General features: G+C 70.4%; 14 protein-coding genes. 9 read left to right on the top strand and 5 right to left on the bottom strand.

What is annotated here, in order from left to right; all coding sequences use genetic code 11:
• Positions 1–3: 3 nt before the first annotated feature.
• The 3 genes from KIP79_RS01490 to KIP79_RS01480 form a co-directional block, all read right to left on the bottom strand.
• On the bottom strand, positions 4–4,437 hold the full coding sequence (locus KIP79_RS01490) for an NACHT domain-containing protein (RefSeq protein WP_214102820.1): 4,434 nt from the start codon (positions 4,435–4,437) through the stop codon (positions 4–6).
• A 123-nt stretch (positions 4,438–4,560) separates the two neighbouring features.
• The gene (locus KIP79_RS01485; RefSeq protein ID WP_214102819.1) at positions 4,561–5,685 is read right to left on the bottom strand and encodes a winged helix DNA-binding domain-containing protein; all 1,125 of its coding nucleotides are present in this window, start codon (positions 5,683–5,685) and stop codon (positions 4,561–4,563) included.
• 41 nt (positions 5,686–5,726) lie between these two features.
• Positions 5,727–7,925 carry a DEAD/DEAH box helicase gene (locus tag KIP79_RS01480; protein ID WP_214102818.1) on the bottom strand — a complete coding sequence of 733 codons (2,199 nt, stop codon included), beginning with the start codon at positions 7,923–7,925 and terminating at the stop codon, positions 5,727–5,729.
• A 169-nt stretch (positions 7,926–8,094) separates the two neighbouring features.
• Here KIP79_RS01480 and KIP79_RS01475 point away from each other — a divergent pair, with 169 nt between their 5' ends.
• The 4 genes from KIP79_RS01475 (at position 8,095) to KIP79_RS01460 (ending at position 12,083) form a co-directional block, all read left to right on the top strand.
• Positions 8,095–8,940: a PHP domain-containing protein gene (locus KIP79_RS01475; RefSeq protein WP_214102817.1), complete on the top strand. Its 846-nt coding sequence runs from the start codon at positions 8,095–8,097 to the stop codon at positions 8,938–8,940.
• Positions 8,941–9,253: 313 nt separating this feature from the next.
• The gene (locus KIP79_RS01470) at positions 9,254–9,901 is read left to right on the top strand and encodes a lysophospholipid acyltransferase family protein (RefSeq protein WP_372453506.1); all 648 of its coding nucleotides are present in this window, start codon (positions 9,254–9,256) and stop codon (positions 9,899–9,901) included.
• A gap of 63 nt (positions 9,902–9,964) precedes the next feature.
• The gene (locus tag KIP79_RS01465) at positions 9,965–11,575 is read left to right on the top strand and encodes a penicillin-binding transpeptidase domain-containing protein (RefSeq protein ID WP_214102815.1); all 1,611 of its coding nucleotides are present in this window, start codon (positions 9,965–9,967) and stop codon (positions 11,573–11,575) included.
• Between the two features lie 217 nt (positions 11,576–11,792).
• Entirely contained in the window at positions 11,793–12,083 is a 291-nt protein-coding gene (locus KIP79_RS01460; protein ID WP_214102814.1) for a DUF3040 domain-containing protein, read from the top strand.
• A gap of 36 nt (positions 12,084–12,119) precedes the next feature.
• Here KIP79_RS01460 and KIP79_RS01455 read toward each other — a convergent pair whose 3' ends face one another.
• The gene (locus KIP79_RS01455; protein ID WP_214102813.1) at positions 12,120–12,716 is read right to left on the bottom strand and encodes an ArsR/SmtB family transcription factor; all 597 of its coding nucleotides are present in this window, start codon (positions 12,714–12,716) and stop codon (positions 12,120–12,122) included.
• Between the two features lie 43 nt (positions 12,717–12,759).
• Positions 12,760–13,710, bottom strand: a complete 951-nt coding sequence (locus tag KIP79_RS01450) for a helix-turn-helix transcriptional regulator (protein ID WP_214102812.1) — start codon at positions 13,708–13,710, stop codon at positions 12,760–12,762.
• A gap of 65 nt (positions 13,711–13,775) precedes the next feature.
• Between KIP79_RS01450 and KIP79_RS01445 the strand changes: the two genes are divergently transcribed.
• From KIP79_RS01445 to KIP79_RS01425, 5 genes are all read left to right on the top strand, one after another.
• A complete protein-coding gene (locus KIP79_RS01445) occupies positions 13,776–14,492 on the top strand; it encodes an alpha/beta fold hydrolase (protein WP_214102811.1) in 717 nt (238 codons plus the stop codon).
• Between the two features lie 104 nt (positions 14,493–14,596).
• Positions 14,597–15,322, top strand: a complete 726-nt coding sequence (locus tag KIP79_RS01440; protein ID WP_214102810.1) for an ABC transporter ATP-binding protein — start codon at positions 14,597–14,599, stop codon at positions 15,320–15,322.
• A complete protein-coding gene (locus KIP79_RS01435; protein ID WP_214102809.1) occupies positions 15,319–16,044 on the top strand; it encodes an ABC transporter permease in 726 nt (241 codons plus the stop codon). The genes KIP79_RS01440 and KIP79_RS01435 overlap by 4 nt, the downstream gene beginning before the upstream one ends.
• 18 nt (positions 16,045–16,062) lie before the next feature.
• Entirely contained in the window at positions 16,063–17,124 is a 1,062-nt protein-coding gene (locus tag KIP79_RS01430) for a sensor histidine kinase (RefSeq protein WP_214102808.1), read from the top strand.
• Positions 17,121–17,726, top strand: a complete 606-nt coding sequence (locus KIP79_RS01425) for a response regulator transcription factor (RefSeq protein WP_214102807.1) — start codon at positions 17,121–17,123, stop codon at positions 17,724–17,726. Before KIP79_RS01430 ends, KIP79_RS01425 begins: the two co-directional genes overlap by 4 nt.
• Positions 17,727–17,730: the final 4 nt, after the last annotated feature.

Raw genomic sequence — 17,730 nt, 5'->3', positions numbered from 1 at the left:
CGGTCACTCCGACCGCTCCGACCCGGCCGGCGCTTCCGCGGGCTCAGCCGGGGGCGCAGGTGCGGCGTACCGCACCTGCCTGCGGATCCGCTGGATGGTGTGCCAGGCCAGGTGCGGATCGGTCGCCAGCAGCAGGCGGGTCTCGGCGACGTCGTCGATCGGCCGGGGATCGGTGCGCAACTCCTCCAGCGCGTACCACGGGGCTTCGATGAAGATCCGGATCAGCATGGCCAGAATCGACAGGTAGGCGCGGGACTGAACCACCACGGCCTCGCCCGGCTCCCCGCCCGGCAGACGCCGTTCCGCGAGGTCGTCCAAGGCGGCGGAGGTGAGCGGGGCGTCCGCGCACTCCGCCAGCCAGCCGGTGACCTCGGCGGCCTGCCCGCCGCTCAGCCGCGCCGCCACCCGCAGCTGGGCGGCCAGCACGGTCGCGCGGTCCTGGCGGATCAGCCGGATCGCCAGCGAGTCCAGCCCGGTCTCGTCCTCGGCCGCGGCGATCGTGGTCAGGTCCAGCACGGTACGCAGGAAGTCGCGCGGCACCCCGCCGGTCAGGGCGTGGCACAGCCAGACGAACGGCAGCGGCAGGGGAACGTTCCGGCGGGCCAGGAGGGCGTGGGACTCGCCGCTGCTCAGCGCGGGAATGCGGATGATCCGGTCGAAGGCGCTGTCGAAGGTGTTGCGGACGCCGAGGCTGCGCCGCTCGTACCCGGCGATGGCGTCCTCGGAGAGCGCGACCAGGAAGAAGCACCCGTACACGCCGAAGATGACCTTCAGGTCGTTGAGGAAACGTTCGGTCTCCTCGGCGTTGCCGATCTTGTCCAGCTCGTCGATGCCGATGATCACCTTGCCCTTGCGGTCCTGCCGGTCCAGGGCGATCTGGCCGAGCAGTTCCCGCAGGTCGGCCACCAGTTGCGGGTAGCCGCGCGTGTGCTCGGTACGCTGCACGGCCGCCTGCCTGGCCACCTTCGAACCGCCCGGCAGGCCCATTTCCCCGCCGCTGCTCTGGGTGACCGCCTCCAGGTAGCGCAGCGACCGCAGCTGGGCGCGGGCCGCCACCTCCGAGGCGCTGGACCCGAGCGCCTGGGGCGACCGGCGGGCCCTGCGCCACGCCACGGCCAGCCCGGCCAGGATCAGCGCCACCCCCGCCGCGCCGACCAGCACCAGCGGATCGCGCGTCGCCCCGGCCAGCACGGCCTGGAGGCGCTGCCACTGCAACGCGCCGGCCAGCAGCAGCGTGCCGGCGAAGGCGGCCACCAGCGGCGCCGCCCGTACCAGCCGGGCGCGCAGGGCAGAGCGGGGTTCCCGCTCCCCGGTCTCGCCGGTGACCTGCTCACACACCCGCAGGAACAGGTGGGTGATGAACTCCTTGGGATCGTAGGCGGTCGGGGCGTGCACCAGCACGCAGAGGTGGCCGCCGGTCTGCGGCCGGTCCGGGGAGCACAGCCGGCGCAGCGCGGTGCTCTTGCCCGCCCCCCGCGCGCCGCTCAGGCCGATGCTGGCGCTGCCGTGCCTGGCGATCACCTCGTCCAGGAAGTCACTGCCCGCCGTGCGGACGAACTCGTCGATCCTGCTCCACCGGCCGAGCCGGCCGGGGTCGATGTCGGGCAGGGTGGTGGACATCGCGTCGCGTTCTTCGCCGAGTTCGGCCCGGATCAGGGGCAGCAGGCCCTCCCGTACCAGGGCTCGGACCCAGTCCTGGTGGGCCTGCTGGGCGGCCACCCGGAACCGCACCAGACCGGGCGGTAACTGCAACCACGAGGCGGGGTCGGGGTCGGCCAGGATCACCCGCACCCGCGCGGAAGGGGCGCTCACCCACCACATCAGGATGGCCAGCACGGCGACGGCCAGCGCCGCCCAGAACCACACCGCCCCGGGCCCGGGCGCCGAAAACGGGAAGGTGACGATCAGGCCCACAGCCAGCAACGGCGGCAGGGGCTGCGCCAGCATCCTGGCCGTGGCCCGGGCACCATCCCGCAGACCGTCCCGCAGGGAACTCGGGCGGGGTTCCCGAACCTGTTCCGGGTCGCCACCCGATTCAACCGGCCTGCGGACGCGCGAGGACCATACCGCGAGGAGACTCCGCCAGAGGAACATGATCAGGGCCAAGACGGCGTACCCGGCCAAGGCGATTCCCAGCAGCAGCCGGAAGGTCGGGAGCGGCAACCAGATCATGCCTGCCAGCCAGGCCGCGGACGCGCCCGCGCACCAGGCCAGCCACCGGTAGAGGTGGGCGGGACGGCTCCAGGCCGGCAGGCGGGCCGCCTCGACCAGGCCATCGCGTGCCTTCGCGTACCGCTGGTAGTGGAACTGCGCGGCCAGTTCGATCGCCTCGGCGTTGGCCGCCAGCAACCGCCGGACCAGGCCGTCCATCGCCTCGCGGCGCCATCCCCGCCCGGATTCGACGATCTTCAGCCGTACCTCCGGCAGGACCATGATCTCGTCGCGGACCTTCTCCCGTACGACATGATCGATCTTGCTCGTGCGGGGGAAAGCCACCTCGGGAAGCGGTACAAGGCCCGGAATGTCGCTCGGTTCCGTCGCAACGGCGGGCTCGCCCGCATCCGGAGTGTCAACCGGCGGTCGGGCGGTCAGCGAGCCGGGTTCCCCGGCGCTCACCTCGGCCGGCTCCCCAGCGTCGCGCTCACTCCGTTCCCCGCGCGGATCCAGTAGGGGATCAACGTCGGCCGCGTCGACATGCCGGTAGGCCAGCAGGTCTTGAAGCTCCAGGTAGCGGAATCGGTAGACCGATCCGACTCGCTGAAGCAGACCCTGCCGTTCGGCCTGTTCGAGGAACACCATCAACCGCCAGGGGATCTTTCCCCTGGCCGCGAGCAGGCCGACCGCCAGCAGGTACTGCAAGCCGGGCGTTCCCATCGCGGCGGCCAAACCGGCGGCCAAGCCCACCATTAGCCCCACGTTCCAGCCGTAGCCGAAATCGGGGATCGACCACTGGAGGGCGCCGATGACAGCGGCTGCGGCACCACCGGCGCCGAACAGCCACGCCGCGCTCTCCCCCAGGCTCCTGCGCACCTCGGACCGCGGACCGCCCGTCCCCCGCAGACTGCGGGGGCGATGGCCCAAGAGGGTCGCCCGGCGCCCGGCCATGAACGCGATCTGATACCCGCCCGCCGCGGCCAAAGGCAGGATGGACAGCGCATCAATCCAGGCGCCCAGCCAGGTCCCAATCAGCACCAGGCAGGTCGTGGCGGAGATCCACCCGGTGGCGAGGTAGGCGTAGCGGGAGACCGCCTGGGGCAGCCGCCACCACTCCAGTTCCCTCGTCTGACCGGCGCTCATGTGACCGGCAAGAAACTGCAGCCAGCGTTGGACGGCTTCCGGCTCGTACCGCCGCTTGAAGGACACGCTGGACCGCACGGCGAAGTAGCGGCTCAGCAGATACCGCTCGATGTCCCTGGCATGGGGGAAACGGCCAGGATCGAGCAGTTCGCCAGGAGAGTCCTCGCCGGATCCGTAGACGTCGCGGAACCACTGGAGCGTGAGCGGCCTGGCCAGCGCCCGGGACAGCGGGCCGATCTCGAGGGAGGAGAGAACCCGCAGGACCTCGGACCACCCCGCCTCGGACCCGGCGGACGCAGGACGCGTCTCCCGCAGATACCTGGCCACCTCCTGCGGCGGAAGCGGCACCGTCCTGACCACCAGGCGATCGCTGCGCCGCAGGTTCCGGAGAAAACGCTCAGCTTGCCGGCCATTCCTGGACCGGCTGACGATGATCAACGCATCGGCCGGCGTCAAGGCCCCCTCAATCGCGCTGACCACCAACCGCTGCCTGGATGGAGGAACCTCGTCGAATCCATCAAGAATCGGCAGAATCCGGCGAGCACCCACCAACACCTTGGCCATGTCGGTGCCGAATGTCGCACTGGCCAGCCAGGGGTGCTCGGCGATGATCCGGCCCGCCAGCCAATCATGAAACGGCTCCCTGTCCGGGTTCCAATCGGCAAGCCCGAGCAGGAAAGGTACCGGCTGGCCGGCATTCTCCTGCCGTTCCAGCATGTGCAGCAACAGCAGGATGGCCAGGCTCGTCTTCCCTGAACCCGGCCCGCCGGTAATCACCATTCGTTTGCCGGGCGATGACCAGAACCTCGCCTCGAGGTCGGCGACGGTAGACCCACCGGCTTCCCCGTCGACCACCCATCTGATGGGCAGTTCCCCTGACCCGATCAGGCCCGACCTCGTCGCCGCTTCCTGCCACTGCCGCTGAACGGCCCTGGCCAGATCCCGCTCAGCCTGTGCTGCTGAAGCGGGCGTTCGAGCCGGAGTGAACGTCTCGGCGAACAGGGCAGTGAGAAGTGCGAGCGACAAGGCGACAGCCACCCAGGCCCAGCTCAGTTGCCCGTTGTTGAGGACTTGATTGGCGGCGAGCGCCATGCCTCCGGTCAACAATCCCAGAGCAATCACCCGGACGACTGCCCACATCACACCCACTCCTGGTGCTTCGTGATTGACCTGGCCGACCGCTGCCGAAGCCGGCGATGCCCGAAATCAGGCATCAGCAGAGATTCGCCGAATTCTCTGCCTTCGTTTCAGCCACGTCAGGTTTTATTGGGATTCCAGAATGACCTGATGGTCACCGGCTTCGGGATGGCAGAACGCGGTCAGCCTTTCCGCTTCGGTGGTCAATTTCCTGCGCGTGGCGGGCGGGATGGGCTGTAAGGGAGTCAGCGTCAGGGTGGCGGTGCGCCGGGTCGCGGCCAGCGACCAGGTTCCGGCGACCATGCCGTCGACCAGGAAGGTGGGGCGGATCTGGCCGTTGACCTTGACGTAGACGGAGTCGCGGTAGGGCTCGGGGAGCAGGCGGGTGCGGTGTCCGGGGGCGTAGGCGAGCAGGGTGCTGTCGAACCACGGCAGGAGGCGGACCGGGGCGGGGGTGTCGGGGCCGGGGCGTGGGGAGTCGGGGTGGTCGTACAGGGTGCGGCCGGACTCGTCGGAGAATTGGAGCAACTCGGTCATCTGACGGAGGGCGGCACGCACGGGCGTGATGTTCCAGCCGATCCAGTGGGCGACGTCTTCGGCGGCGGCCGGGCCGAAGGCCGCCAGATGCAGGCGGATGACCGACTTCAGCGCCTCATCGAGGACGGGCCGGTCGACGACCGGTGACAGCAGGAAATGCGCGGGCGTCTTGGGACTCCAGACCCCGTCGGCGGGGACCCGAACGAAACCAGCCCTGATCATCAGCCCGAACCACTTGTACTGCCGCTGCGCCGCCGCCTCGGCCTCACTCACCGCCCCGGGATGATCGGCCACCCACTTCTCGACGATCTCCACCAACTCGGCGACCGGCCGCGCCGAGGTCCCCCGCTCGCGCAGCACCGCCAGCAACTCCCCGACCCCCGGCCCAGGGTCGCCTCCGGCACGCCACTGCGCCACCCGCGAGGCCGCCGCCACCGCCGCGTACGCCCCGTACTGCCCGGCCGCCACCGTGTGAATCGTCCCCCGCAACAAGGTCCCGGTCAGCACAGCCCCATCGGCATGCGCCCGGAACCCCGCATCCGGCTCCACCCCGGCCATCCGGCTCCACAACGCCGGACCCAGCGCGGGCCAGTACTGCATCTGCAGCGCCCCGACAGCGCCCACCACCTCGCCGACCCCACCGGCCAACGGCTCCAGCAGCCCCTGACGCGCCAGCAGGGCCCGGTTCAACGCCCGCTCACCCAACACATCCACGCTCGAACCCTACGAGCCGCCCCCGACAAAAACCGGCCGGCCTACGCCGACCCGGCGTCCTGCGCCTCAGCGTTCCTAAGATCATCCGAAGTGATCATGAGGCGGCGCTGCTCCTCCTCGATAATCTGCTGGGCGAGCGACTGATCGGAGATGTCCAAGGCGTCGGGCGTACGTTCGGCGAGGTCGCTACGGTGGGCGTACTCCTGGAAAAGCCTCTCCTTCGCGTCGAGCAGTTCCAGCAGCCGTTGATCCACCGAGTCCACCGCCAGGAGCCGGTGAACCTGGACCGTGCGGATCTGTCCCATCCGATGCACCCGGGCCACGGCCTGGCTTTCCACGCTCGGTTTGAGTTGCGGCTCACAAAGGATCACCACTGAGGCGGCCTGGATGTTGAGACCGGTGCCACCGGCCTCGATCTGGCTCAGCAGAACCGCATGCCCGGCCGCGGCGGAGAAGGCATCGACGATCTGCTGACGGCGCGCGGGCGTCACAGCGCCGGAGATCGGGCCGTGCACGGCGCCGCCCAACGCTTCGGCCACTGTGGCCAGCACGTCGCGAAAATAGGAGAAGACCAGCACCTTCAAACTGTTGTCACGCGCGTCCTCCACCAACTCCAGCAGCCGCCTGAGTTTCGCCGACGTGGCCGGCACCGCGTAGGCCGCGCGTCGCATCGCCATGAAGTTCCGCCGGACCACCGCCGCCCGGTAGGCGGCCACATCCGCGTCACTGAGCTCGATCCAGTCCTCGGAGTCCACACGCATGGGTAGTTCCGCGAGCACGTCCTCCTGGTTACGCCGCAGATAGGCCGGGGCGACCGCCTTCCGGAACGCCTGAGCGCCCGCGACGACGTCCGAGGCCCGTAAGTTCTCGGCGAGGGTGGGCCGCAGGTAGGAGATGAGCGTGCGGAACTCCTCGACGCGGTTCTCCATCGGCGTACCAGTGAGGAAAAGCACCCGTTCGACCCGGCCGCACCACCGTTCGACCGCCTTGGACCGCCGGGCCTGCCGGTTCTTCACCAGATGCGCCTCGTCCACGACGAGCATGCCGACGGCGACCTCGGTGGGGATCTCCAGCCGGTGTACGCTTCCCAGCGTCACCACGGCCACCCCGCCCCGCCGTACCCACTCCGCCTGCGCCTCCGACGCGAACGGGCCGTGCAGCCCGTAGGCGGGCAAGGCGCTTCTGTTCTCGATTTCCCGCACCCAGTTGATCAGCACGCTGGTCGGGCAGATGACCAGGAAATGGGTCGCGTTCTCGCTTCTCAGATGCGCCAGTGCGGCGATGGCCTCGATCGTCTTTCCCAGACCCATCTGGTCTCCGAGAATCACCCGCCCCTGGGCGAGCGCGAAGCGTGCACCGAACGCCTGGTAGCCGCGCAGGGACACCCGCCGATGCGTATCGTCGAGTTCCTGCGCGATCACACGCGCGACAAGATCGTCGGGGAGCAGGCCGAGGCCGGCGGTGACAGGCTCACCGGCCAGTTCGGTGAGCAGCGCGTAATACTCGGCTGGACGGTACGCGAAGTCCGCCCACGCCACCACGTCAGGCACCGGCGGGATCAGCAGATCCGCGGTGACCTGGGCAAGCAGGAGCCCGATGTCGGAGGGCGCTCCGGCCAGCACCTCGGCGATCTCCGACAGCGCCGCCTGAGCGCGCTCCCGGCGACGCGAGCCGGCGATCCAGCCGCGCAGCCGACTGCGGGCGGGGCGGGTGACGGCCAGCAGCGGCCCCAGCCGGTCGCTGAACTGGCGGGCGACCCGCACCGTGCGGTTCAGATCAGGGCCGGCCTGCACCAGCGTCTGTAACGCGATCAGCAGATCGGTGGTCGGGGTATCACGGCGGTCGGCGTCGACGCGGATGCTCACGGCGTCGACGGCGGCCTGGGCGATCTGGTTGGCCGCCGCCAGAATCTGCCTCGCGCTGCGCACCCCGATACCGGGAACCTGATGAAGCCGGTACACCGAGGCGTCGCAGACATCGAGAACCGTCGCGTATCCGGCTTCTTCCAGGGCACTGATCCGCAGTCGACCCTCGGTGACATCCTTGATGCGCGCCACCGGCACCGTCGCCAGTTCCGCCCTGGCACGCTCGACGCGCAGCGCCCCCAGCGTCCTGGCGGCGAGCCCGCGTACGACCTCGTGGTCCCGTAGGAGAGTTCCGGCCTTGGCGAGAAGCTCCTCGGCGCTCCGGCAGAGCGCGTTCGCCTCCCTCGGCGTGAACTGCCCGTCCTCCCGCATCATCCCCTACGCCTCGCCCAGCCGCTCCCGGCCCTGTCGGTCTCGCGAGATTATCGGATTACTCACCGGGAAAGCATCCAATGCTCACGCACTGTGGACGGCCTAACGCGGATCACCGCATGGGGGGCGAAGCAACGCTGGACGGTTGATATGCCGAGAACGGTAGATTCCGATGATGTTGCCTGCGGACAGCCACGTGCACAGCGAATGGTCCTGGGACGCTCCACTGGCCTCGATGGAGCGATCCTGCGCGCGGGCGGTGGAGCTCGGGCTGCCCGCGATCGCCTTCACCGAGCACGTCGACTACACGGTCTTGAGGGTCACGCCCGATGTTCTGGAGGAAAACGACCATCTCCTGGCTTTGAGCACGCCGGACGGGCTGCTGACTCCGCCGGCGTTCGACGCGGGTGGGTACCTGGAGGCGATCGAAAGGTGCCGCGAACGGTTTCCGGACCTTCGGATCCTCAGCGGCCTGGAGCTGGGGGAGCCTCATTGGCACGCGGCGGCCACCGCGAAGCTGCTCGCCGCCGGGCGGTTCGATCGCGTGCTCGGCTCCCTGCACTGCCTTCCGGACGGGGGCGGGTTCGCCGAGCCGTCGCACCTGTACGGGCAGCGGCCCGCGGCCGAGGTCGTCCGGGAGTACCTGGCGGAGATCGCCAAGCTTGTGGCCGGAAGCGAGGTGTTCTCCGTGCTGACCCACATCGACTATCCCGTCCGCCACTGGCCGAGCCGGGAGGTCGGCCCGTTCGACCCCACGGCGTTCGAGGAGGAGTTTCGGTACGCGCTGCGGATGACCGCGCAGTCGGGCAGAGCTCTTGAGATCAACACAAGGGTGCCCCTGCACCCGGTTCTCGTGACCTGGTGGCACGAAGAAGGCGGCGAAGCGGTCAGCTTCGGAAGCGACGCCCATGTCCCCTCGGCCGTGGCGCACGGTTTCCGGGAGGCGGCGGACCTGGCGGAGGCCTGCGGGTTCCGCCCCGGACGGGACCCGTACGGCCTCTGGGCCCGGGTGAACTGATCCGGGCGCGGCGCGCCGGACGGGATGTTGCTGGGAACAAGGACTTTGGCTGTGTGGTTAACTACATGTGCCGGTGTGGATGTGTCCCCCGGGCCGCATTTACCGCCTTCACGGAATACCGTTCGGCTGGAGCCGTGTTGTGCATCTCGCCGAGGAGGCGACCACCACACCGGCCTGAACTTCGTGAATGCCTCCGCGCACCAGGTGCGCGGAGGCATTCGGCGTCTGGCGCGGCATTCGGCGCGCCGGGATAGGCGCGGCGGGTGGTGGGCGGTGTGGGGAACTACGCTTGACCTGGTCGTCTTTCGGAGGAGTGCCCGTGTTCTACACTGTCGCCAAATTTCTCAGCACCCCGGCCGTGCATGTGCTGTGGCGGGCGAGGATCGACGGGCGGCAGCACGTTCCGGCACAGGGGCCGGCCATTCTGGCCTCCAACCACCTGTCGGTGCTGGACTCCTTCTTCCTGCCCGCGCTGCTCCCCCGCCGGGTGACGTTCGTGGCCAAGAACGAGTACTTCACCTCGGGCAACCCCATCACCAAGATGATCATGCAGGGCAACCTCGCCATCGACCGGGACAGCGCCACCGCCGCCCAGGACATGCTGGACGCCGCGGCCGGCGTGCTCAAGGCCGGCGAGCTCTTCGGCATCTACCCCGAGGGCACCCGCTCCCCCGACGGCCGCCTCTACAAGGGCAAGATCGGCGTCGCCTGGCTGGCCCTAACCACCGGCGCCCCCGTCCTCCCCGTCGCCATGATCGGCACCGAGAAGGTCCTCCCGCCCGGCTCCAGCCTCCCCCGGCTCCACCGCATCGCCGTACGCATCGGTGAACCGCTGGCCTTCACCGGCGACCCCGGGCGCGCCCGGGACCGCCGCCAGGTCACCGACGAGGTGATGGCCGCCATCCAGCGCCTCTCCGGCCAGGAATACGTCCCCACGTACGCGAAACGCCCCAATGCCTGACAAATAGCCAAGATAACGAAACGGGCAAGGTAGGCTCTCCACCGACATAACAGGGGGGCCTTAATGCGCGGACGCACCATCGCCATCATCACGACGGCAGCCGTACTCGTCGCAGGAGGGGCCGCCGGCGGCGCCTGGTACCTGTTGCACACGCGTGGCACCCCCCAGGAAACCGCCCAGCGCTTCACCGCCGCCTGGTCCCGCGGCGACCTCACCGCCATGAAGGCCGAACTGGCCACCCCGGCCACCACCGGCTTCGACGCCGCCTACGCCGAACTCACCAAGAACCTCAACGCCACCGGCGTCAAGATCACCCTCGGCCAGGTCACCCCCGGCCAGGACGACCGCGCCAGCGCCGCGTACACCGCCACCGCCACCCTCAAGAACATCGGCGAGTGGACCTACGACGGCACCTTCGACCTCACCGTCGCCGACCGCCACTGGAAGGTCGACTGGACCCCCAAAGCCGTCCACCCCGCCCTGGACGGCAACACCCACCTCAAACTCAAGACCACCTGGCCCACCCGCGCCGCCGTCACCGACGCCGCAGGCGCCCGCATCGACGGCGGCAACGTCGGCGGATCCGTGCAGCAACTCGTCGGCTTCCTCGACAAGGCCGACGACAAGGACGTCAAGAAGCTCGGGCCCGCCTACCGGCGCGGGCAGGCCGTCGGCCGCGGCGGACTCCAGGAGACCTTCCAGCGCCGCCTCGCCGGCACCCCCACCACCCACATCCTGGCCGGCGAGCAAACCCTGGCCACCATCGACGGCACCGACGGCAAACCCCTGAAAACCAGCCTCGACCTGACCATCCAGCAGGCCGCCGCCAACGCCGTAACCGCCGTGGAGAAGCCCACCTCCCTGGTGGCCGTGCGCCCCTCCACCGGCGAGATCCTCGCCGTCGTCAACAACGTCGGCGGCTTCAACCGCGCCCTGGACGGCAACTACGCCCCCGGCTCCACCTTCAAGACCGTCACCGCCGTCGGCCTGCTCGCCAACGGCCTCACCTCCGGTGAGCAGGTCACCTGCCCCAAGGACGCCAACGTCGGCGGCCTCAAGATCCGCAACAGCGACCACGCCGCCTACGGCAACCTCACCTTCCTCGACTCCTACGCCCACTCCTGCAACACCACCTTCGCCCCCCTGACCAAGGACCACCTCAGCGCCGCCAAGCTGCAGGCCACCGCCACCGCGCTCGGCTTCAACCAGCCCCTCAACATCGGCGTCCCCGCCACCACGGCCAGCATGCCCCGCGCCACCAGCGACGCCGAACTCGCCGCAGAATCCTTCGGCCAGGCCAAGATCACCACCAGCCCCCTGATCATGGCCACGGTCGCCGCCGCCGTCGCCGACGGCACCTGGCGCCCGCCCACCCTCGTCCCCGGCCTCAAGCAGAAGGCCACCGAACAGCCCCTCCCCGACGGCGTCGCCGACCAGCTCCGCACCATGATGCGCGCCGTCGTCACCAAGGGCACCGCCAAAGCCGCCGGCCTGCCCTCCGGCACCCACGGCAAGACCGGCACCGCCGAATTCGGCACCGGCGACGTCCTGGAGTCCCACGCCTGGTTCCACGGCTTCCGCGGCGACCTCGCCTTCGCCGTGGTGGTGGAAGGAGGCGGCGGAGGCGGCAAGGTCGCCGCCCCGATCGCCGCCCGCTTCCTCAACGCCCTCTGATCGCGACAACCCGCCCCCGGGCTCAACCGCGTTCCGCGTCGGCATGATCACACCGAGTTTTTGCTGTATGCCAGGGCGGTTCAGCGGCAGACCGGCTTTACGGGCCGAGCTGCCCGGTGGTGTCAACACGCGGTAAATACCCGCCCGACAAACGGCTAACGATCTTCCCGATTGGGCAGAACGTCGGCACACACCTTGCATCCCGGGGAGGTGCGCCATGGCCTGGTCGCAGGATGAAGAGCGAATGCTGGCGATGATCGAGCGGCACCTCAGCGATGAGGATCCACGGCTCGCCGCGCGCCTGGAGTCATTCAACGAGCGCGTGGCGCGCGGAGAACACGGACGGCGCCGTGGCGACCGCCGCCGGCGGCGGCGCCCCCGCCGGTCGACAGTGGTCATCGCCGTCAGCTGGTTGTTGATCGCCACCCTGATCGCCACGCTGCTGATCATGGCCTTTCGCCACGATGCGGCAGCTGCCTTCCCCGTCGCGGCCCCCTTCCCGCTCTAGCTTGTCCAGGACGCTTGAACCACAGGCGGCCGACGCCTAGCCCGGTCTGCTCTCGGGCGGGACGCTGGGGTGCACCGCGACCACGATGCGATGGTCACGGCCGTTCTCGGCGGACTCGTCGTGGTACTTACTGACCAGCGCGGCGACCGCGGTGGCGAGCTCGTCGGCGAACGCCGCGCGATCGGCCGCCGAGGCGAAACGGACCGTGCCGTCGATGGCGAAGGTGGCCAGGCGCTTGCGAGCCGCGGTGGCGCCCGTGATCAGGGCCCCCACGTCGCGGACCAGCTGCGCGGCCACGGCCAGCAGCCAGCGCGCCGACAGGCGATCCGGAGACCGCGCCGGGTCCGGCTGGACGGTCGGCAGTGCCGCCGGAGAGATCACGTACGCGGCGGCCGTCGCCCGCATCACCCGCTCGTTGACGTTCCCCTTCCGCCGCTCCTCCAGCAACTCGACCAGCCCATGCCGCTCCAGCGTCTTCAGGTGATAGTTCACCTTCTGCCGGGGCAGACCGGTCTTCGCCGCCAGCATCGTGGCCGAACCGGGAACCGCCAGCTCCGCGAGGAGCCGGGCGCGGATGGGGTCCAGTGAGGCCTCCGCCGCCGCCGGATCCTCAATGACCGCCACTTCTTCCATATCAGGCAGCCTGACACCGACAAGTCTTTTCGTCAAGGACATCCTATTTGTCGGGATCAGGCTCGCCCGCCCACGACCGCAACCGCTCCGCCAGCTCCGCGACCGCCACCCGCAACTCCGCCGGTCGTACCACCGTGAAAGGCCAGCCCAAACCCGCCAGCGCCTGCGCCATCCCCTCCAGGCGCTCCACCCGGGCCACCAGCCGCACCCCCGACTCCACCTCCGTCAGCACCGCCAGCGACGCCGGAAGCCGCCGCCGCACCTCCGCCGGCTCCGCATGCACCACCACCTCCACCTCATACCGGTACGGCACCCTGGCCAGCCCGTCCATCACCGCGGCCACCGGGTCGAACTCCTCCGGGGCCTCGAATCCCTCCCCCAGCACCTCCAGCGCACCCACCCGATCAACCCGGAACGTCCGCACCTCGCCCCGCGCATGGTCGAACCCCGTCACGTACCAGCGCCCCGAATGGAACACCAGCCCGTACGGATCCACCTCCCGCTCACTCACCCGCCCCCCGAACGACCGGTACGCCACCCGCACCCGCCGTGACCCGCGCACCGCCTCCGCCAGCGACAGCAACACCGACCCGGACGCCCTTCCCTCGAAACGCCGGGAGGTCAGCCCCACCGTCTCCTCCACCGCCCGGACCCGCTCCCGCAGCCCCCGCGGCAACACCCGTTCGATCTTCGCCAGCGCGCTCTCCGTCCCCGCGGCCACCCCGCTGTGCCGCCCCACCAGCAACCCCAGCACCACCGCCGCCGCCTCGTCCTCCGTCAGCATCAACGGCGGCAGCCGGTAGCCCGGCGACAACCGGTAACCCCCATAGCGCCCCCGATCCGCCTCGACCGGCACGCCCAGGTCGGTCAGCCGCGCCGCGTACCGCCGTACCGTCCGCTCGTCCACCGCCAGCCGCGCGGCCAGTTCCGGCCCGGTCAGTCCAGGCCGGGCCTGGAGCAACTCCAGCAACGCGAGAACCCGATTCGTCGACATATCAGGACCGATTCTGTCCGGATATATCCCTACAGTCGAGCCACCATCCAGCAAAGGAGCAGCGAATGAGCACCTACGTCCTCGTCCCCGGCCTCTGGCTCGGCGCCTGGGCCTGGCAGCAGGTCACCCACGAACTCCGCCGCCACGGCCACACCGCCTACCCGGTCACCCTGACCGGCGTCGCCGACCGTGAGCACCTCAACTCCCCCGCCCTCACCCTCGACGATCACATCGCCGACCTGGTCAACCTCATCACCTACGAGGACCTGCACGACGTCGTCCTGGTCGGCCACAGCGGCAACGGCGGCCTGGTCACCGCCGCCGCCGACCGCATCCCCGGCCGGATCGCCCGCCTGGTGTACGTCGACAGCGGCCCCGTACCCAACGGCCTGGCCCAGATCGACCTCATGGGCCGGGAGAACGTCGCCGTCGTGGACGGCTACCGCGTCCCCTTCGTCCCCCTGGAAACCCACGAACGTGCCGGCACCCGCCTCGACGGCCTCACCCCCGAGGCCAGAGCCCTGATCACCGCCCGCGCCACCGACCACCCGCTCGGCCCGCTCAACCAGCCCTGCACGCTCACCGGCGCCGTCGACAAACTCCCCAAAACCCTGGTGAGCTGCACGTTCCCGCTCCCCCAGATCCAGGAGCTGATGGCCCAGGGACACCCCTTCTTCACCGGAATCAACGGCCCGGAGTGGGACATCAGGGAACTGCCCACCAGCCACTGGCCGATGTTCTCCCGCCCGATCGAGCTGGCCACCTTGCTGAGGGGTTTCTAAACGACGCCAGCCGAGCGCCCAGATTCGCTTGGGACATTTGTCCCAGGAGATTCGGGAGACCACGGCCTGCCCCGGCCACCACCCCCCGAAATACCGTCCTGACCATGACAGACGCAGTCACCCTCACCGGTGTGCACAAGTCCTATCAGGACGTGAGAGCCGTAGCCGGCGTCTCCCTCGCCATCCCCCAGGGCCAGACCATCGCCCTCCTCGGCCCCAACGGCGCCGGCAAGTCCACCACCATCGCCCTGATGCTCGGCCTCCTCCCCCCGGACCAAGGCCAGATCACGGTTTATGGGCAAACGGCGGCGAACGCCGTACGGAACGGGCTGGTCGGGGCGATGCAGCAGGAAGGAGGCACCCCCAACCGGGTCACCGTCCGCGAGCTCCTCACCTTCACCCGCGCGACCTACCCCACCCCCCTCCCCCTCCCTGAGCTGATCACCACCGCCCAGATCGGCGGCCTGGAACGCAAACGCCTGGAACGCCTCTCCGGCGGCCAGCGCCAGCGCGTGCGCCTGGCCATGGCCCTGGCCGGCGACCCCCGTCTGCTCATCCTGGACGAACCCACCGCCGCCCTGGACGTGGCCGCCCGCCGCGAGTTCTGGACCGCCATGCGCCACCTCGCCGAGGACGGCAGGACCATCGTGTTCGCCACCCACTACCTGGAGGAGGCCGACCGGCACGCCGACCGCATCGTGCTCCTCGCCCACGGCCGCGTGGTCGCCGACGGCACCGCCGCCGACCTGCGCGAGGCTGCCCACCTGACCCCCGGCAGCCCGCTGGAGGACGCCTTCCTCGCCCTGACCGACCCGGAGGGGTACCGATGATCGCCTACATCCGCCTGGAAGCCGCCAAGACCGTCCGCGACACCGGATACGTGGTGATGGGCCTGGTCATCCCCGTCACCCTCTACCTGATCTTCAGCACCCTGACCATCCCCGCCGAGGTCCGCGCCGACGGCGCCCTGTACTCCATGATCGCCATGGCCGCCTACGGCGCGCTCGGCGGCGTCTTCAGCAACGGCACCGGCACCGCCGAGGACAAGCAGACCGGCTGGCTCCGGCAACTCCGCCTCATCCCGATCGCCCCCTGGCGCGTCCCGGCCGGCAAGACCGCCACCGCCGCGATCATCGTCGTCCCCGCCCTCGCCCTGGTGCTGGCCGCCGGCGCCCTGGTCCACCACGTGCGCCTCAACCCCGGCCAGTGGCTGGCCATCGCCGTCATGCTCTGGATCGGCACCATCCCGTTCAGCCTGTTCGCCCTCGGCAACGGCTACCTGCTCACCCCGCAGAACGCCGCCGCCGCCAACCTGGCCGGCTACCTGGCCATGTCCGTCGTGGGCGGCCTGTGGGTGCCCAGCGCCACCTTCCCCGGCTGGCTGCGCACGATCTCCGAGTGGAGCCCGGTCAACGGCTACGCCAACCTCTCCTGGAGCCTGGCCTTCGACCACACCGTCAACCTCCGCTCGGCCGCCGTCCTGCTCGCCTGGTCCACCCTGTTCGCCCTCTACGCCGGGTACGCCTTCCGCCGCGCCGGCCGCCTGACCTGACATGCGAGATGTGGTCTGATGGACGCCGTGCGCAGCGACCGGGCCGGTATCCACGTGTGGGTGCTGCTCGTCGCCTTCCCCATCCTGGACATCCTCTCCGGCCGGGACCACCCGCTCTGGCTGGCCTGGCCGGGCATCGTCGTCACGGCCGCCCTCTACCTGCGCACCACCACCCTGGCCTTCACCGACCGCGGCAAGGCCGTCCGCCTGGCCCTGCCCGCCCTGGCCATCACCTCGGTCGCCCTCGCCTTCACCTTCCAGGGGGCCTGGTCGTTCCTGCTGACCATGACCGCCGTCGCCGCCGGAGCCACCGTGCGCGGGGCCGGGGGCATGATGGTGCTGCTGGCCCTCACCGGGCTGGCCCTGCTGGTCGCGATCCAGCAGGACCTGGACGCGGTCGGCCTGATGATCGCCGGATGGGGCGTCTTCCTGGCCGGGTTCATCCCGTGGATCATCGTCCAGCTGTGGGACACCATCGCCGAGCTCACCGCCACCCGCGCCGAACTGGCCCGGGTGGCGGTCTCGGAGGAACGGCTGCGCTTCTCCCGCGACCTGCACGACCTGCTCGGCCACACCCTCTCGGTGATGGTCGTCAAGGCCGAGGTGGTGCGCCGCCTGGCCCCCGCCGACGGCGAGGCCGCCGCCCAGCAGGCCGCCGACATCGAACGCATCGGCCGCGAGGCCCTCGCCGAGGTCCGCGCCGCCGTCACCGGCTACCGCGGCCGGGGTCTGGCGGCCGAACTCGCCGCCGCCCTCGACACCCTCACCGACGCCGGCGTCGCCCTCACCGCCCCCGACAAGCCCGTACGGCTGACGCCGGAGACCGACGCCCTGCTCGGCTGGGCGGTCCGCGAAGGGGTCACCAACGTGCTCCGCCACAGCGGCGCCCGCACCTGCCGGATCACCCTCACCACGGCCGACCCGATCACCCTGGAGATCGCCGACGACGGCCGGGGAGCCTCCTGCGCCCGGGAGGGCAACGGTCTCGGCGGGTTGCGGGAACGCGTCGAGGCCGCCGGGGGCAGCCTGACCGCCGGAGGCGCCGACGGGTTCCGGCTGGTGGTGACCGTACCGGCATGATCAGGGTGTTGCTGGCCGAGGACCAGGGCATGATGCGCGGCGCGCTGGCCCTGCTGCTCGGCCTGGAACCGGACATCGAGGTCGTCGCGCAGGTCGGCGCCGGGGACCAGGTGCTGCCCGCCGCGCTGGCGGCCCGGCCGGACGTGGCGCTGCTGGACATCGAACTGCCCGGCCGCAGCGGCCTGGACGCCGCCGCCGACCTGCGCGACCGGCTGCCCGCCTGCCGGGTGCTGATCCTCACCACCTTCGGCCGGCCCGGCTACCTGCGCCGCGCCATGGAGGCCGGGGCGTACGGCTTCCTGGTCAAGGACGGGCCGGTCGAGGAACTGGCCGCCGCGATCCGGCGGGTGCTGGCCGGGGAACGCGTGGTCGACCCGGCCCTGGCCGCCACCGCGCTCAGCACCGGCCCCAACCCGCTGACCGACCGGGAACGCCAGGTCCTGGCCGCCTCCGCCGACGGCGCCACCATCGCCGACGTCGCCACCCGCCTCCATCTCTCGGAGAGCACGGTACGCAACTACCTGTCCGCCGCCATCGCCAAAACCGGCACCCGCAACCGCATCGAGGCCGCCCGCCTGGCCCGCCACAACGGCTGGCTCTAGGCCG

The organism is Acrocarpospora catenulata (assembly GCF_018476525.1).
Lineage (GTDB): Bacteria > Actinomycetota > Actinomycetes > Streptosporangiales > Streptosporangiaceae > Acrocarpospora > Acrocarpospora catenulata.
This window is presented reverse-complemented; position numbering and strand designations above follow the sequence as displayed.

What these genes read in the sequence shown, in the direction of transcription:
- KIP79_RS01450 (WP_214102812.1), bottom strand. Translation starts at nt 13,710, where the DNA reads ATGTCGACGAATCGGGTTCTCGCGTTGCTGGAGTTGCTCCAGGCCCGG.
- KIP79_RS01480 (WP_214102818.1), bottom strand. Translation starts at nt 7,925, where the DNA reads ATGATGCGGGAGGACGGGCAGTTCACGCCGAGGGAGGCGAACGCGCTC.
- KIP79_RS01440 (WP_214102810.1), top strand. Translation starts at nt 14,597, where the DNA reads ATGACAGACGCAGTCACCCTCACCGGTGTGCACAAGTCCTATCAGGAC.
- KIP79_RS01445 (WP_214102811.1), top strand. Translation starts at nt 13,776, where the DNA reads ATGAGCACCTACGTCCTCGTCCCCGGCCTCTGGCTCGGCGCCTGGGCC.
- KIP79_RS01435 (WP_214102809.1), top strand. Translation starts at nt 15,319, where the DNA reads ATGATCGCCTACATCCGCCTGGAAGCCGCCAAGACCGTCCGCGACACC.
- KIP79_RS01460 (WP_214102814.1), top strand. Translation starts at nt 11,793, where the DNA reads ATGGCCTGGTCGCAGGATGAAGAGCGAATGCTGGCGATGATCGAGCGG.
- KIP79_RS01430 (WP_214102808.1), top strand. Translation starts at nt 16,063, where the DNA reads ATGGACGCCGTGCGCAGCGACCGGGCCGGTATCCACGTGTGGGTGCTG.
- KIP79_RS01490 (WP_214102820.1), bottom strand. Translation starts at nt 4,437, where the DNA reads ATGTGGGCAGTCGTCCGGGTGATTGCTCTGGGATTGTTGACCGGAGGC.
- KIP79_RS01425 (WP_214102807.1), top strand. Translation starts at nt 17,121, where the DNA reads ATGATCAGGGTGTTGCTGGCCGAGGACCAGGGCATGATGCGCGGCGCG.
- KIP79_RS01465 (WP_214102815.1), top strand. Translation starts at nt 9,965, where the DNA reads ATGCGCGGACGCACCATCGCCATCATCACGACGGCAGCCGTACTCGTC.
- KIP79_RS01475 (WP_214102817.1), top strand. Translation starts at nt 8,095, where the DNA reads ATGATGTTGCCTGCGGACAGCCACGTGCACAGCGAATGGTCCTGGGAC.
- KIP79_RS01455 (WP_214102813.1), bottom strand. Translation starts at nt 12,716, where the DNA reads ATGGAAGAAGTGGCGGTCATTGAGGATCCGGCGGCGGCGGAGGCCTCA.